The 15,551-nt window shown below is 42.7% G+C and carries 11 protein-coding genes; 7 read left to right on the plus strand and 4 right to left on the minus strand.

The genetic code is table 11. From position 1 onward, the window contains the following. Nucleotides 1–14: 14 nt before the first annotated feature. The 3 genes from FD723_RS21900 to FD723_RS21910 all read right to left on the minus strand — a co-directional run bounded on the left by FD723_RS21900 (nt 15) and on the right by FD723_RS21910 (nt 3,879). Nucleotides 15–350, minus strand: coding sequence for a XisI protein (locus tag FD723_RS21900; protein ID WP_179067243.1), 336 nt, complete (start codon nt 348–350; stop codon nt 15–17). Continuing rightward, the gene (locus tag FD723_RS21905) at nt 338–757 is read right to left on the minus strand and encodes a XisH family protein (RefSeq protein ID WP_179067244.1); all 420 of its coding nucleotides are present in this window, start codon (nt 755–757) and stop codon (nt 338–340) included. Before FD723_RS21905 ends, FD723_RS21900 begins: the two co-directional genes overlap by 13 nt. Before the next feature lie 107 nt (nt 758–864). Continuing rightward, the gene (locus FD723_RS21910; protein ID WP_179067245.1) at nt 865–3,879 is read right to left on the minus strand and encodes a zinc-dependent metalloprotease; all 3,015 of its coding nucleotides are present in this window, start codon (nt 3,877–3,879) and stop codon (nt 865–867) included. A 786-nt stretch (nt 3,880–4,665) separates the two neighbouring features. On the opposite strand from FD723_RS21910, the gene FD723_RS21915 reads away from it, so the two are divergent. The 6 genes from FD723_RS21915 (at nt 4,666) to FD723_RS21935 (ending at nt 14,269) form a co-directional block, all read left to right on the plus strand. Beyond that, complete coding sequence (locus FD723_RS21915; RefSeq protein WP_179067246.1) at nt 4,666–6,435, plus strand: pentapeptide repeat-containing protein; 1,770 nt, start codon at nt 4,666–4,668, stop codon at nt 6,433–6,435. A 144-nt stretch (nt 6,436–6,579) separates the two neighbouring features. Further along, a complete protein-coding gene (locus FD723_RS21920; protein WP_179067247.1) occupies nt 6,580–9,570 on the plus strand; it encodes a pentapeptide repeat-containing protein in 2,991 nt (996 codons plus the stop codon). 298 nt (nt 9,571–9,868) lie between these two features. Continuing rightward, a complete protein-coding gene (locus tag FD723_RS42980) occupies nt 9,869–9,994 on the plus strand; it encodes a hypothetical protein (RefSeq protein WP_256874894.1) in 126 nt (41 codons plus the stop codon). 42 nt (nt 9,995–10,036) lie between these two features. Further along, a complete protein-coding gene (locus FD723_RS21925) occupies nt 10,037–11,107 on the plus strand; it encodes an LOG family protein (protein ID WP_179067248.1) in 1,071 nt (356 codons plus the stop codon). Between the two features lie 362 nt (nt 11,108–11,469). Next, complete coding sequence (locus FD723_RS21930) at nt 11,470–12,792, plus strand: D-alanyl-D-alanine carboxypeptidase (protein ID WP_179067249.1); 1,323 nt, start codon at nt 11,470–11,472, stop codon at nt 12,790–12,792. 262 nt (nt 12,793–13,054) lie between these two features. Continuing rightward, complete coding sequence (locus tag FD723_RS21935; protein ID WP_179067250.1) at nt 13,055–14,269, plus strand: HhoA/HhoB/HtrA family serine endopeptidase; 1,215 nt, start codon at nt 13,055–13,057, stop codon at nt 14,267–14,269. Between the two features lie 247 nt (nt 14,270–14,516). Here FD723_RS21935 and FD723_RS21940 read toward each other — a convergent pair whose 3' ends face one another. After that, the gene (locus FD723_RS21940; RefSeq protein WP_179067251.1) at nt 14,517–15,239 is read right to left on the minus strand and encodes a Uma2 family endonuclease; all 723 of its coding nucleotides are present in this window, start codon (nt 15,237–15,239) and stop codon (nt 14,517–14,519) included. A 139-nt stretch (nt 15,240–15,378) separates the two neighbouring features. Here FD723_RS21940 and FD723_RS21945 point away from each other — a divergent pair, with 139 nt between their 5' ends. Then, the gene (locus tag FD723_RS21945; RefSeq protein WP_179063519.1) at nt 15,379–15,549 is read left to right on the plus strand and encodes a hypothetical protein; all 171 of its coding nucleotides are present in this window, start codon (nt 15,379–15,381) and stop codon (nt 15,547–15,549) included. The last annotated feature ends 2 nt before the right edge of the window (nt 15,550–15,551 follow it).

Raw genomic sequence — 15,551 nt, forward strand, 5'->3', positions numbered from 1 at the left:
GTTTTCATTTGGCATTAACTCACAGCATAATCTGTATACTGCCGGATGTAGGGCGGGTGAAATCCAACTACAATATCGTTTTTTGGTATTCCCATTGCCACCAGTTGCTCACCTACATCGTCTTCTGTGCCATTCCACTGAATCCAAATCTTGCCGTTTTTAATATCAAAATGCATCACAGGGCCAAAAACCCTACGTCTATTTTGCCAACCAATATATATTAGTTGGTAATGGTCTTGTTCTACATCAAAAATTGTTTGAGCTTCAATTTCATTATTAGAGGAGGCATGTTGAGCATAAGCTCTAAGTAATTGTCGAATACAGTTTCGATATTTCTCTAAATCTGCCATCGGGTAATTTCCTCCGTTTCCACATCATAAACTATCAGATTGATTTGACTGCGCTGGATAATGGTTTTGATAAATGGTCTATTTAAAAAATCGTTATAAGTGTTTAAGGGTACTGCTAAATACAAAATTCGCTCAGAATCTATCTCTTCTAACGCATATCGATAATTAATAAATTGTCCCACCGCAGTATGAAACTCAGAAATAGTTGAAGTACCGATAAAATTTTTAACTTCAACCGCTATTATTTGTCCCTCTCTTTCTGCCGCAATAATTCTCTCTGCTCCCAAGTCGATGTACATATCGGTAATATTTTCTATGCGAATTAGCAAAGGGTCATGAGTAATTCGCCACCCGTCTTTTTGTAATGCCAATTTCACAACATTGTGAAATTTATCTCTAGCTGACATAAACTGTTTTTTCAGCCTGTATGAGTATTCTAAATATATTTTGCCAGAATTAGGGAAAAAGAAGAGGAGTAAGGAATTGTACTGTTAACTCCTAACTCCTAACTTTTTTAATTCCCTTGCAACGGCGCATTTAAAACTTTCTCGATGCGATCGCGCGTTTCTAGTAAGTGCGCTTTGGTATATTCATCCTCGGAATTAACCCCTTTAAGTTTCTCATCTAGTTGTTTGAGTTTATACCAAGCTAAAGTACGAGCATCTTCTGGAACATTTTCTTTTCGCAATACCATACCAGTCAAAATGTCAAGATATTGACGCTGCAAGCCTCGGCGCAAACTGGCAATCTTCATCGGTTTGCCTTTTGGTTTGATGACTTCCGTCCAAATACCTGATTGTAAAGTGTCAAATAGTTCTGGTAGAGTCAGGGCTTTTCCTTCGGGAGTTTTGAGTTCGATATCCTTGAGACGAGAAAGGCGATCGCTTGAAAGTAAATCTCGCAACACAGAACCCTGCATAAATAGCACTAAATCATGAATTGGAAAATCTAAGCGGCCAACTTGCACAGAAGTACCCCAATGTCGCCAACGGGAAGGCGCTAATTTATTTAGTAGTTCTGGTGAAAAGTTTAGGGCATCTTCTGCAAATACATACTTTTGTAGTGTATCTAAAGCTTGGCGTTGTTCTTCAACTGGTACTGCTTCAAATGGTAATCGGTGTTGGGTAACTCCAGAGGGTATCTCACTGGGGTGAATGCGATAGAAAGACTGTCCCCCGATGTATTTTGTGGTGTAATATATTTGCTGAAAATAGTTACCCAATACGGTGCTAAAACGTTCGCTCACATCGCTGTAACTATCACCTGCCATAGGGAAACGTTTATCGATACGTTCCCACATCACCCGCGCATTATTCAACTGCCACTGAGAATAAAGCAGTACGTTGCTACTGTTATCCCAAGCATCAGCAGTTGGGTCAAGGTCATAGACATCTTCATCTGTGGAATAACTCAACTCTGGTTTGTAGGATTGTGCAGCAATTTCCTCCAAAATTGGCTTTTCCGCTAGAGGGGTTGATGTCTGAATTGTGGTGTAGCCGTACTTAATCGCCCATTCATCATAAGGCCCCACCATACTAGGAAAATAATCTCCCTGTTTTGTCCCTTGAGGGGCAATATTTGGGGGAATATAGTCCATTACGGAAGTTGTCAGACCTTTAGTTTTAGTAATTTCCGTATTATTCATTTCCTGGGGTGGTAGCAGTGTACTACCACGGAAATTATGACGTAAACCAAGAGTATGTCCAACTTCGTGAGCGATGATTAAACGTAAATATTGATTGATATATTCTTTCACCTGGTCGGGAGTAGCTATAGTATCTGGGAGCAATGACATCGCCAGTGAACCAAAAGCAAACTGGTTAGCAGCTTCCATGCCGTAGCATAAATCGTACTCGCCTGCCATTTTCGATAAACGATTCAACAACCCCTGTTGTCCTGGCATTTTCTGAGTAGCACCATTGTTTTTCGCATCTAAACCATTGGTGCAAAGTAGACGATTTTGCATCAAAGCTGATAGGGTAGTGCGATTTTCTGTTTGACTAGGTTGGACGATTTTACGATACTCATTTTTGAGTGCCCGAATAAAGCTAGCATCTACGAGAATGTCTGCATCTAAAATTTCCCCTGTCAATGGATTAACACGGGATGGCCCCATTGCAAAATAACCATCTACTGTGTTAATCCAGCGAATTGTGTTGTAACGAATATCTGCCGGGTCCCAGGTAGCATCATCGGGCATTTGGCGGACTTCAATTGCATCCTTGAATCCAGCTTTGAGAAAGGCTTTGTTCCACATGAGAACGCCTTCTTTCATCGCATCGCGGTACTCTAAAGGCACAGCGTTATCAATCCAGAAAACAATTGGTTTTTTGGGACGAGAAATGACTGCTTTCGGGTCTTCTTTTTCCAAATGCCAGCGATTTATATAGCGGACAAAAGAATCGCCGCGATCGTCTTTGGATAAATCTTGGTAGGCGGTGATGAAATAGCCGATGCGATCGTCAGCAAGGCGCGGTCGATAATCTTGATCGGGTAATTGGGAGAGACTATAGTGGACGCGTAGGGTAAAACCACGGTTGTCAGCTAGGGATGCAAAGCTTGCTACTTCACTGTCGCGGTCAACGCTACCAGAGAAATTCAAAACTGATTCAACTTCTAAGTTTTGGGGAAAGGCTTTCGCATTACCAAAATAGGATTGGTCTGTGCTGCCTGGAACTCCTAAACTTAAAGATAATCCAGCTAAGTCTGTGAGTAACAAATCTCCCAAGTCAATGAGAATAGTTTTGCGTTCTGGATGAATGCTTTTAATGGAAACGGTGTAGAGAACAGAGTCACTAAAAGATCGCATCAGCGATCGCACCTGTGGATCTCCCTCACGCGTGCGAAAATTCACATTGCGGATCGCAAAATGTAGTTTATCATCCACTCGTTGGAAATAAAACAAAAAATCTTGCAGAGGCATACCGCTATAAATACCCCGTTCGCCAATACCCGATTCTAGGGTTGCTGTAGCTAGGTAATTTTTATTAAGTTGCTCTGGCTTAATTTCTAGATAAATCTTATTCTTTTCTTTATTGCGATAAAGAGTGAACAATCCACCTGATTTTTGAGTGCCTTTAATTACTTCGTCAAACGGTTCTAACTCACCTTTTGCTGCTGGTTTAGCATTAGAATTAGGCTTTGCATTCGGTTTCTCTGGGGGTTTTGCAACTTGCAAAAATGGTTGCTGTGCTGATTTTTTCGGATCTTTTACCACCCCAATAAATGGTTGAGTCCGTACATGTTTATTTTGATTAACTACCCAAACTTGCTCTGACGCTAACTTCTGTTTCTGAGAAATATTGATATTATTTAGTGATAAAGCTGAAATTTTAGTTGAAGAAGTTTCTGTTGTTAACTGACTATTAGATTTTTCTTCACTTTTGGTTTTAACCACACTTTCTACAACCTTATGGTTAGCTGATAACTCTGTATCAACTCTGTTAACAGAGGGTGACTTAGCGCTAACCGTTGTTACTCCTAAAAACAAACTATGTAACAAAATCATATAAAAAGTTAATTTGTTCATCGCATTTATTCCCTAATAACTATCTCGCAGTTAATTTTTAACTTTTGCAAAGCTATGTAGCCTGGACTCTGCCTATTCTCTTAGCTGCTTTATATTAAGCAGCAAACTTGCGATCGTGCCAATTTTGGATTTGGGATTCAAAAAGTTTTTTGGTACTGCTTCGACTCTTGTAGTCGGGGTCACGTCGCTTCTCTACGAGACGCCAAGGGCGAACGCTCCGAATTCAAAATTCAAAATTCAAAATTAATGATCCCCATAAATAAATTTAGGGGCTTGTATACTTTTCGTTTTTGGTCAAGCCAAAATCATCAACCCCTGTATCCTGGTGGTCAGGGTAAATCCAAAATCGGTTGACTGAAATTTTAGTTGCCATTTTCAGCTTTGTTGTGCTGTTTTAGTGTAGGATTTTCCCTAACAATTGCGTCTCCAAGAAACAGTAAGTATTATTTTTACATCAGACTAGTAAATTTCTTGGGAAGAAAGTATAACAAATTAACCAAAACATGGAAATTACTTGATTTTTGAAAGGATTTTGAAGCTAACACTTTATTGACATCAGGAGAAGCAGCTAAAAGCGACTAAAGGTAAGTAAGAAGCTGTCATCCAGAAAGGCCGTTGCCAAACTCACAAAAAGTCGTCTGGTGTAGACATCGCCAACTCATGATTTTTTTACTATAGTATTTATTTATACTATTAATTTGTAGCAATGAAAAGCAAACTAGCATAGAAAAGTTTTTAATTCAGGATTGTCAAAACAGTAACTTAAATGTAACAACGGACACAGAAATGTCAACATATTTATCTCAAGTCTGGCAATTGCTGAGAAATTATGTGAGGCGTACAGGGTTGCAAGAAATGCCAAAGACCACATCGCCAGAAACCGAAGCAATTTTACCTCTAGGAAAAAGTATTAAAGAACTAGACAAAAGCATTAAGTTAACTCAAGATAATTTACAGGAATATTTATACTCTCCAAGACTGCAAGAAAGCTTAGAAAAATGGACAATACTAGACAGCGGTTTGACTTCTAAGATCGACGATCGCGCATTGGGCACTTTATCCTCTGGAGTTTGTTTTAGAGTGTGCGATCGCCAGATGCATGAAGAGATTTATGATTTATTGGGCAATGCTGCCTTGAAACCAGAAATAGTCAGCCAACTAATGGAATTGATTGTGACTGGTAAAAAAAATCGCCCAGAACTACTTTTCTGGCGGTTAGAAGATTTTTATCGTCGTTGGTGTCAAGGAGAATTTATCGATGGGACACCAGATGATAACCTACCTCAGAAAACAAAGTTAAAGTTGGCAGCACAAAATATTGCGATCGGGTTGAGACAGGTAGACATATATACAGGGCTAAACGTACTGATTTTACTGTTAGAGTTACACCGCTACGCCCAAGAACGAGATGAACTCAAACAAAAAATCACCTTTTATCCATCAGATCAACCAGACACAGACAATTTTTTCACATCCCAACTGCTGCGGATTATCAACTATAGCGATGCGCTGGAAATTGGTAACTTTAGCAATATAGTTGGGCAATTCCTCAAAGGTGGCAACTTTCGGAGTGCTTACCTGGGTGATGCCAACCTCACCGGTGCAGACTTTAGCGGTGCTGACCTCAGCCTTGCTTATCTCGGCGATGCCAACTTAACTGGCGTCAACCTTAGTGGTGCAAACCTCAGCGGTGCTAACCTTGGTGATGCCAACCTCAGCGGTGCCAATCTCAGCGGTGCTAACCTCACCGGTGCCGATCTCAGCAGCACCAACCTTAGCGGTGCTAACCTTAACTGTGCCAACCTTAGCCGCGCCGACCTCAACCGCGCCGACCTCAGCAGTACCAACCTTAGCCGCGCCGACCTCAGCCGCGCCGACCTCAGTCGCGCCGACATTAGCAGCAGCAACCTCAGCCATGCTGACTTAAGTAACGCCATCCTTTTTGGTGCGAATCTGAGTGAAGCTAACCTTAGCAGCGTCAACCTCAGCCATGCTGACCTATGCCGCGCCGACCTCAGTGGTGCTGATTTGAGTCATGCCATCCTCAACGGTACTAACCTCAGCGACACAATTCTTTTCAGTACCAACCTGAGTGATGCCATCCTTGTTGCCGCTGACCTCAGCTACGCCAAACTTAACGGTGCCAAACTTAACAATGCCAGACTTAACGGGGCAATGTTCTTAGGCGCTGACCTCAGCGGTGTAGACCTCAGTCGGGTAATTCTCAACGAAGCCGACCTCAGCGGCGTGATTCTTAACGACGCCGACCTCAGTGGTGCCGACCTCACCGACGCCATTCTATTCGGTACAGACCTCAGCTATGCCAACCTTAAGAGTGCTAACCTCAGTGGCAGTAACCTCAGTGGTGCTATTCTCAACGGCGCGGATCTCAGCCATAGCAATCTCAGCTATGCCATTCTGGGTGGTGCAGACCTCAGCGACGCGAATTTAGAAGAAATGATCTGGGGTAAAAAGCAGCAGTGGGAAGGTGTACGGGGATTAGAGACAGCAGTGAATGTGCCAGAGGCGTTAAAAGAAGAACTGGGGCTGAATTGAGAGTAAAATGCAAACTTTAGGCGATCGCCTTTTCTCTTCCTCCGTGTCCTCTGCGCCTCTGTGGTTGGTCATTCTTACCACACGCATAAACCCCAAATTTTACACTACACTCTAAATAACCAGTAATTACAAGAGTCCCAGCGAATGAACAAGCGTTTATCGCAAACCTGGCAGAAGTTTCGGCAATCCTTCTCAGTAGGAGAGACTTTAACTACCACAGTTGAGACTGGCAAAGCAGTTTTAGAAGCCGCAAACACCTTTAAAGAACAAGGTGCCAGCTTAGAACTATTGAAACCTCTATTACAAAACTCATCTTCACTGCTAGATGTGTTGTGTTCACCCTTAGCACAGGTGGTAGGTGCGGGTTTGCCATTCGTGCCGCTTGGAATAGCCTTGCTAAAGTATTCCCGCGATATAACTAAACAAGATCCTTCCCTAGAAGACTGTGTATTTATAGTTAGTCAAGCTGCTTATTTAGAAAGTGTCAAAGAAATTTTATCCTTATATCCATCTATTAACTGGGATGCTGATCCCAATATTAATAAAACACTAACCAAACAACTACAAAAACTCAATGAGATTGAATTAGATTATCAAAGTGCCACCAATACTGTCGCCTGTTTCCGCGAATCAGAATTAGCGAAAGCATTTAATCAAGTATTATCGGCACGGTTAGAAGCAGCAAACATCCCCAAGGCTAATGCTAATATTTTGACACAACGAGTAGCTTGGAATACTCACCGCTACATAATTAAAGCCTGGATAGAATCAGGCGATGTCATCAAAAATATAATTCAACCTTCCTTTGGAGACTGGCAGACAGAACAGCAAAAATTCTCTAGCATTGATGAATATCTGAAAACTCATATAGCTAGCAAGCCTTTAGACTTAGTTTTTGACGAAAGTTTCTCATTTCAAGATATTTACGTACCTTTAAAAGCCAAACCTGTAGATAAAAATGGTGAGATAGATGAAAAATTAGACTCCTTAGATTTAGAAATATGGGCTAAGGAAAATCTACTAAATCCAAATAATCTAGAACAAGTGATGTTTGTTCAAGGAGGCCCAGGAAGAGGCAAAAGTGTCTTCTGTCGGATGTTTTCTGATTGGGTACGGTATCATTTGCATCCCATCTGGACACCAATTTTAATTCGGTTACGGGATTTAGACTCTTTTGAATCGCGTTTAGAAAACACTTTAGAAGCAGAACTAAAAATTAGTTTTATTCAAAGCGATAAAAACTGGTTGACAAATAAAAACACCCGTTTCTTGTTTATCCTTGATGGGTTTGATGAACTGCATATTGAGGCTAGAAATAACCTCAACCTAGAAGCATTTATCAAACAAGTCTCTGGATTTCAGCAGGAATGTAAAAGTTACCGCGAAATGGGACATCGGGTGATAATCACTGGTAGGTCGATGTCTTTACAAGGTATCCCTTACTTGCCTCGCAATTTAGAGCGGGTGGAAATTGTCGAAATGGATGGGCAACTCCAACAAAAATGGTTGGATAAGTGGGAAGATTTACCAGCTAATAAAGGGAAAACCGCAGCCTTTAAGCAGTTTTTGCAAGGTGATAAATGTCCATCTGAGGTAAAAAAATTAGCCCAAGAGCCGCTATTACTTTATTTGTTAGCGGCAATGTATCGAGATGGAAAATTGGCAATTGATAAATTAGAGCAAGCAAGCCAACGCACAGCCAAAATTGTAATTTACCAGGAGGCTTTAAACTGGGTACTGACAAAACAGCGTTCAGAAGCAGATGGGACTAATTTAAATATTGAGTTAACCCAACAGAAGCCCGAAGATTTAAAACGTATTCTCACAGAAGCGGCTGTTTGTGTTGTGCAGTCGGGAGGTGAATTTGCTTCCATGTCAATGTTAGAAGCACGTTTGCAAGACGACGAAACAGCAAAAGCCTTAATTGAAAAAGCTAAAGAAAAACTGGGTAATGAAGCGCTCAAGACAGCTTTAGCTGCTTTTTACATTCGTCCTGCTGATAAACAAGAAGGTGGGGTTGAGTTTTTTCATAAGAGTTTTGGCGAATTTCTCTTTGCTGAACGCCTGAAAACTCGCCTGAAAGCTTGGACACAATATTACGAAGCAGAAGACGGAAGACAACTAATTATTCCTGAAGCTCAAATGAATTGGCAAATTTATGATTTGCTGGGTTTTGGTAGACTCACATCAGAAATTGTGGAATATTTGATGGGGTTGTTGACTGAAAATCAAGATTTTCCTTGGGAGCAGTTATTTAAGCGCTTAGAAAAGTTTTACGGTAACTGGTCTAAGGGTAAATTTATTGATTCTGCTGAAGAGACTTTGCCTCAGAAAAAGCTGCGACAGTTGCAAAAGTATGGAATTCAAGGGCTAGGTCAGCGTCAGGTGGATATTTATGCAGGGTTGAATGTGATGATTTTGCTCTTGGAGTTGCACCGTTATGCTAAAGGGCGAGATGATCTCAAAAAACAAATTATCTTGTATCTATCTGGTCAAGCAGAAGGAACTTCTAGAACAACCCAACTACTTCGCATCATCAACTACAGTGATTGCATTCAGCTTAAAACTTTCAATAGTGTAGTCGGGCAATTCCTCAGGGGTGCAGACCTCAGCCGCACAAACCTCAGCCGCACAAACCTCAGCCGCACAAACCTCAGCCGCACAAACCTCAGGGATACAGACCTCAGGGGTGCAGACCTCAGCGGCGCAAACCTCAGGGGTGCAGACCTCAGGGGTGCAGACCTCAGCGACGCAAACCTCAGGGGTGCAGACCTCAGCGGCGCAAACCTCAACTGCGCAAACCTCAGGGGTGCAGACCTCAGGGACGCAGACCTCAGCGACGCAAACCTCAGGGGTGCAGACCTCAGCGACGCATACTTCAGCGGCGCAAACCTCAACCGCGCGAACCTCAGGGGTGCAAACCTCAGCCGCGCAAACCTCAGGGGCGCAAACCTCAGCCGCGCAAACCTCAGGGGCACAGACCTCAGGGGCGCAAACCTCAGCCGCGCAAACCTCAGCGATGAATTGTTTGGAGATATCCGCTGGGATGAAAATACAAACTTGGAGAATGTGAAAGGGCTGGATACAGCAAAGAATGTGCCAGAAGCCTTAAAGCAACAGTTGGGGTTGAGTTAAGAACAGGTGGGAGCAGGGGAGAATCGTTATATAACTGTATTGAACGTGAATTCGACGGCTCATATAGTGTCCGCCTAATTAGCTCAATGATAGAAAAGACCTCTCCCTGGTTTTACTACGCAAAACCGTCCCTCTCCGAGTCGGAGAGGGACAGGCTTGAACTTTAGTTCAAGACAGGGAGAGGTTCGTCAAACTCACGGTGAACATAATCTTGAGTAAGGGACTTCCAAATAAAAAAATATCCAATTAACTCTTGTGGGGTGGGCGACACGAGAGCCATACAGACTGGGCGGGCAGGATGCCCACCCCACAATATTGGATAATTTATTTCTTGGAGTTCCCTAATGAGCAATACTACCTCAAAGCCAGTTCTGAGCTTGCTAACTCTACATCAGAGGGCGATCGCCTGCTTGCTAGAGTGTGAGTAGTTCACGTAGAATATAGTGCCATTGTTGCAGCAGTTCTCATGACCTCATCTGCGTCGTTTGACACATTAGAGTCTTTACAGGCGGATATCGCTGAATTAATCGCTCGTTTACCGACATTAAAAAATCGGCAATTTATTCAGCAAGCACTTGCTACTATTATTCGTTTAGCTGATACCGAAATTGAGCGTCTCGATTGGAAAATCTTGTCGGCTGCATTAGCAGATATGGAGCGCGGTTTCCAGCTTTTTTACGATTACCGACACGTTCGCAAAGTCACCATTTTCGGTTCTGCTCGTCTCGCGCCAGATACACCAGAGTACCAAATGGCCCTTGAGTTTGCTCGTGCTATTTCGCAATTGGGATTTATGGTGATGACCGGCGGCGGTGCTGGAATCATGCAGGCGGGTCATGAAGGGGCTGGGCGAGAAAATTCCTTTGGATTAAACATTCAACTACCCTTTGAACAGGAAGCAAACCCTTTTATAGAAGGCGATCCCAAGCTAATTAACTTCAAATATTTCTTTACCCGCAAGCTGTTTCTCCTCAAAGAAAGTGATGCTGTCGCCTTGTTTCCGGGAGGCTTTGGCACTCAAGATGAAGCTTTTGAATGTATGACATTAAGCCAGAATGGTAAATTTGGCCCAGTACCTCTAGTTTTAATCGATCGCCCTGGTGGTGATTACTGGCGCTCTTGGAGCGAATATATTGATAAGCAACTAGTAAAAAACCGCCTTGTCAGTCCTGAAGACCCCAGCCTTTACACAGTGACAGACAAACTGGATGTAGCTTGCGACGCTATCACCCGTTTTTACCAGGTTTATCACTCCTCTAGATATGTCGGCGATAAGTTAGTCATCCGCTTGAAGACAGATATCTCAGACGCGCTGGTAGAGCGACTCAATGCTGACTTTAGCAACATTATTGTTCAAGGACGGATTGAAAAAAGTCAGGCATTACCTCAAGAAGCCCAAGATGAAACTGTTGGACTACCCCGCCTGATTTTGCACTTCAATCAACGCGACTTAGGGCGCTTATATCAAATGATTGCCATAATTAACCAGATGGGTACTCCTTCACCAGAGGATGTAGCGCATCCAGAAAGGAAGTAGGTATTAAAAAATGCAAGGGGGGGAGAATTTGGAATTACTTTCCCTTTCCTAGCTTCAAGGTTATAGAATTGCTTAGACGTAGCCCATCGTAGACGTTGCCTGTTTCTGAATCAGGCTAACGGCGTAGTATTTTCACATAAAAAAATTCTGCTGTATAAGTATTTTGATCACAAATCTCATGCGGATATGTTCATGAGAAATGGGCATTTTGGCATTTTCCAAAGAGCCACAAAAACAATATTATTCACCCTACTTACAGATGAGAAAAACACCAGTTATTATGACTCAATACTGATTGTCTTAAAAAAACTTGTATATTAGCACAGTAAACAACGTTTCAAATCCTGACAGAGGAATAAAAGATGCTGGAATTATTGGGTTCAGGTTTGGTGTCGCTTTGGCTGGAAATGGCTGGAGTACAAATCAAGCCTCTAGATGCCTTAGATGCACTAACTTGGCAAAGTAGCCCCGGTTTAGTTCTTGCCCCCGATCCAAATCCAACTGGTGCGACTACGGTGCAGGAGTATCTGAAAAAGCTCATAACCTCAAAGGTAGTAGCGCAAAATCTGGCTGAGAGTCAGGGCATTTGGATGCAGTCGGGGCCGATGTTGATGGCGAATCACCAAGGTACGACACCTCTACCGGCTGCCTCTTTAACCAAAATTGCCACTTCACTAGTTGCTTTGAAAACTTGGGGGCCAGATTACCAATTTGATACTTTGGTGAGTGTTACTGGGCCTGTGGTAAATGGGGTTGTACAAGGCGATTTGGTTGTTGCTGGCCGTGGCGATCCTTTGTTTGTTTGGGAAGAAGCGATCGCTCTTGGTAATACTCTCAATAAAATGGGCATCAAGCAGGTAAAGGGAAATTTGATCATTAATGGCAGTTTTGCCATGAATTTCCAACGTCAGCCGATGCTGGCGGGTTTAATGCTCAAGCAAACCCTAAATCATGCAACTTGGGGTCGTCCCGCTCTCTATACATACTCAATCATGCCTAAGGGAACGCCCAAGCCTCAAGTGATCATTACAGGTGGGGTGAAAGTTGAGGCACAGCCAAACCCTCAACAAACTTTGTTACTGCGTCATCGCTCATTGCCCTTAAAGCAACTGCTCAAGGAAATGAATATTTACAGTAATAACGACATGGCAGAGATGCTGGCAGACTCAGTAGGGGGCGCAACTGTAGTGCAATCAACTGCTGCCAACCTGGCTAGAGTGCCACAAGCAGAAATCCAGTTAATCAATGGTTCTGGATTGGGCCCCGAAAATCGTATTTCTCCCAGGGCTGTTTGTGCTATGTTTATGGCGATTCAAGCTGAAGCATCTGCCCATCAGCTAAATCTAGCTGACTTGTTTCCCATGTCTGGATTTGATCACCGGGGGACAGTACATACCAGACACATTCCCCTGGCAACTGTGATCAAAACTGGCACTCTCCGGGATGTAAGCGCCTTAGCAGGAGTCATGCCTACACGCGATCGCGGTTTGGTTTGGTTTGCGATTATCAACCGTGGGACAAATGTTTGGGGTTTCCGTACTGGACAAGACCAACTACTGCAAAGTGTTATCAAACAATTACAACAACCTCCCACTGTTCCGATTGCCCTGACTCCCCACTCAGTCATCAACACTTTACCTCAGCTAGGTGCAGCTAATCGGAATGAAATCTTATACAAAAGTTAGTTGATCCATAGTCCACAGTTAGGACAGTCAGTCCGTCTCATAGCAATCCAAAAGTTTTATTGATGGGTAAAAACCGAACTTGTAAAGGGTAAATGTCCATAATAGCTTTTGGGTGAAATTTTCTATTAAGTTGATTACAGGTAACTCGCAAAATGCCCTGATCCCAGTCTTGGAAAGAGCAAGCGAGACCTGAAGTAAAAATAACTGTAAATAGATTTGTCACAACTAAGCAACAATTAGGCTTATAAATTAGGTTCTGATTATGCGATTTCCCAAATTATCTCGGTCTTTACGTCAACTTAGTACTCATGTTTTCGCGATCGCGCTAGGAGTTCTGCTAACCGTTAGCACATTGCAGGTATTACCCTCCCAAGCCGAACCAGCACCTACGGTAACTGCTGTTGATACTTCAAACCTCATTGCTCAACGGCAATCACCAGCTAGTGCTGCCATCGGTAGCACTAGCTTTGTGACAGCAGCAGTAAACCGTGTTGGTTCAGCAGTTGTCCGTATTGATACTGAGCGAACAATTACTCGCCGCGTCGATCCATTTTTAGAAGATCCCTTTTTTCGTCGGTTTTTTGGTGAAGGTTTCTCTCAACAAGTTCCTTCTGAACAGTTACGCGGTTTAGGCTCAGGTTTTATTATCGACAAAAGCGGGTTAGTTCTGACTAATGCTCATGTGGTCGATAAGGCTGATAAAGTAACAGTCCGACTCAAAGATGGTCGCACCTTTGAAGGGAAAGTTCAAGGTATTGATGAAGTCACAGATTTGGCAGTAGTCAAAATTAATGCTGGTAACGATTTACCAGTGGCTCCCTTAGGTTCTTCTAGTAATGTACAAGTAGGAGACTGGGCGATCGCAGTTGGTAATCCTTTAGGATTTGATAACACCGTTACCTTGGGAATTATCAGTACCCTCAAACGTTCTAGCGCCCAAGTCGGCATTAGTGACAAACGCTTAGACTTCATTCAGACAGACGCCGCCATTAACCCTGGTAATTCTGGCGGGCCATTATTAAATGGTCAAGGTGAAGTGATTGGCATTAACACAGCCATTCGCCCTGATGCAATGGGTATTGGGTTTGCCATTCCTATTGATAAAGCTAAAGCGATCGCCGCACAACTGCAACGTGATGGCAAAGTTGCTCACCCCTATCTAGGTGTGCAAATGCTAACTTTAACACCCGATCTCGCCAAGCAAAATAACACCGATCCCAACTCTCCGATTCAGATACCAGAAATCAATGGTGTTTTTGTTATGCGAGTTGTCCCCAATTCTCCAGCGGCATCTGCGGGTATCCGGCGCGGGGATGTCATTCTGCAAGTTGATGGTAAAGCAATTACCAGTGCTGAACAATTGCAGAATGTTGTGGAAGACAGTCGCCTTGGTCAAATATTACAGGTGAAAGTGCAACGAGGTAATCAGACACAGCAGCTTTCAGTCCGCACAGCTGAGTTGCAAAATGCTTCTTAGTTAAAAGGGCGGTTATAAATTTGAGACTGCGATGAATGCAGTTGTCAATCTTTTTTGTCTTGAGTGCAGTACTTTTTGCAAGAGGGGGAAAAGGGTAAAGGTTAAAGGGGAAGGGGACAATACAGAACCTTTTCCCCTTCCCCTTTTCCCAACTTATGCAAGAAGTCTAATTTATGTATCAGTGAGTTGTAGATGCGTAGGCGTAGCCCGTCGTAGACATCGCTTGTCATGACAAAATCTGGTTAATCTATGACAAAGTTTCTGGATCAACGCCAAGTGCATTTAACCTTTCCATTAAGATTTTCACTTGTTGTTCTACTTCCACGCGTCGCTGTTCTTCAAAAGCTGTGCGTTCTTCTGCCTCTCTGATGCGTTCTTCTGGTGTCAGCAATTTTTGCCCTTCTTCGTCATACCAGTACAGCCACTCCCGTACTATACCCTGATAAATTCCTCGTTCTCGCCCAATTCCTAAACCAATTTCTGGTAGCCAAACGGGATTTCCTGACATTAAAATATATTCGCCATCAACTAAGCGATACACTTCTAAAGGTGTCTTTTTACGCCGAAAAGGACTATATACAACGTAGTACAAAATTCCTAATTCTTTTGCGTAAAATTCTTTCTTAGTACTATATTCTTCTTGATATATTTGGGAAACAACTTCTAGCGCTAAAATTGGCAGCTTATTTTCTTCCCACAGCACATAACTTAGGCGTAAATCCTCATCAATGAAGCGTTTCACTCCTAAGCTGAGAAACCCATCAGGGACAACGGCTGATTTTTCGGGGTCATAATAAATACCCATGTCAACACCAAAGAACCAATCCCAGCGATCGCACCAAACCAAAGCTAGTATCGTTTTTAGCAAGCCGGGAATTAAATTTTGTAGTTCATTATCCACAGCGGTATCATCTGAGTCGGGTAATTCTTCGGAAGATGGCAAACAATGCAGTGGATTGTAGTTTAACATGAGCGGTTTTGCCAAATCTGATTCTACCTTGATTGTAGAAAATTTATCGATAATTAAGTAAGTACTACGAGGGACAATTGATTGTGGATTACAATATTTACATAAATAAATGTGACGAACATTAGCTTCTTAGATGAATATGACCAATATTAGCGATGTCTACAACGGGCTACGCCTACGCGCTGATTTTGATAGCCCTTGGAAAGAAATTATAGAAGCTTATTTTCTCCAAGCAATGTATTTCTTTTTTCCAGAAACTTATGCCTTAATTGACTGGGAACGTCTATGGCTATATGGGAAATTGCGATAAAA

It is taken from the genome of Nostoc sp. C052 (assembly GCF_013393905.1).
GTDB lineage: Bacteria > Cyanobacteriota > Cyanobacteriia > Cyanobacteriales > Nostocaceae > Nostoc.

Coding starts and splice junctions, on each gene's coding strand:
- FD723_RS21900 (WP_179067243.1), bottom strand. CDS start 350: ATGGCAGATTTAGAGAAATATCGAAACTGTATTCGACAATTACTTAGA.
- FD723_RS21905 (WP_179067244.1), bottom strand. CDS start 757: ATGTCAGCTAGAGATAAATTTCACAATGTTGTGAAATTGGCATTACAA.
- FD723_RS21910 (WP_179067245.1), bottom strand. CDS start 3,879: ATGAACAAATTAACTTTTTATATGATTTTGTTACATAGTTTGTTTTTA.
- FD723_RS21915 (WP_179067246.1), top strand. CDS start 4,666: ATGTCAACATATTTATCTCAAGTCTGGCAATTGCTGAGAAATTATGTG.
- FD723_RS21920 (WP_179067247.1), top strand. CDS start 6,580: ATGAACAAGCGTTTATCGCAAACCTGGCAGAAGTTTCGGCAATCCTTC.
- FD723_RS42980 (WP_256874894.1), top strand. CDS start 9,869: ATGCCCACCCCACAATATTGGATAATTTATTTCTTGGAGTTCCCTAAT.
- FD723_RS21925 (WP_179067248.1), top strand. CDS start 10,037: ATGACCTCATCTGCGTCGTTTGACACATTAGAGTCTTTACAGGCGGAT.
- FD723_RS21930 (WP_179067249.1), top strand. CDS start 11,470: ATGCTGGAATTATTGGGTTCAGGTTTGGTGTCGCTTTGGCTGGAAATG.
- FD723_RS21935 (WP_179067250.1), top strand. CDS start 13,055: ATGCGATTTCCCAAATTATCTCGGTCTTTACGTCAACTTAGTACTCAT.
- FD723_RS21940 (WP_179067251.1), bottom strand. CDS start 15,239: ATGTTAAACTACAATCCACTGCATTGTTTGCCATCTTCCGAAGAATTA.
- FD723_RS21945 (WP_179063519.1), top strand. CDS start 15,379: ATGACCAATATTAGCGATGTCTACAACGGGCTACGCCTACGCGCTGAT.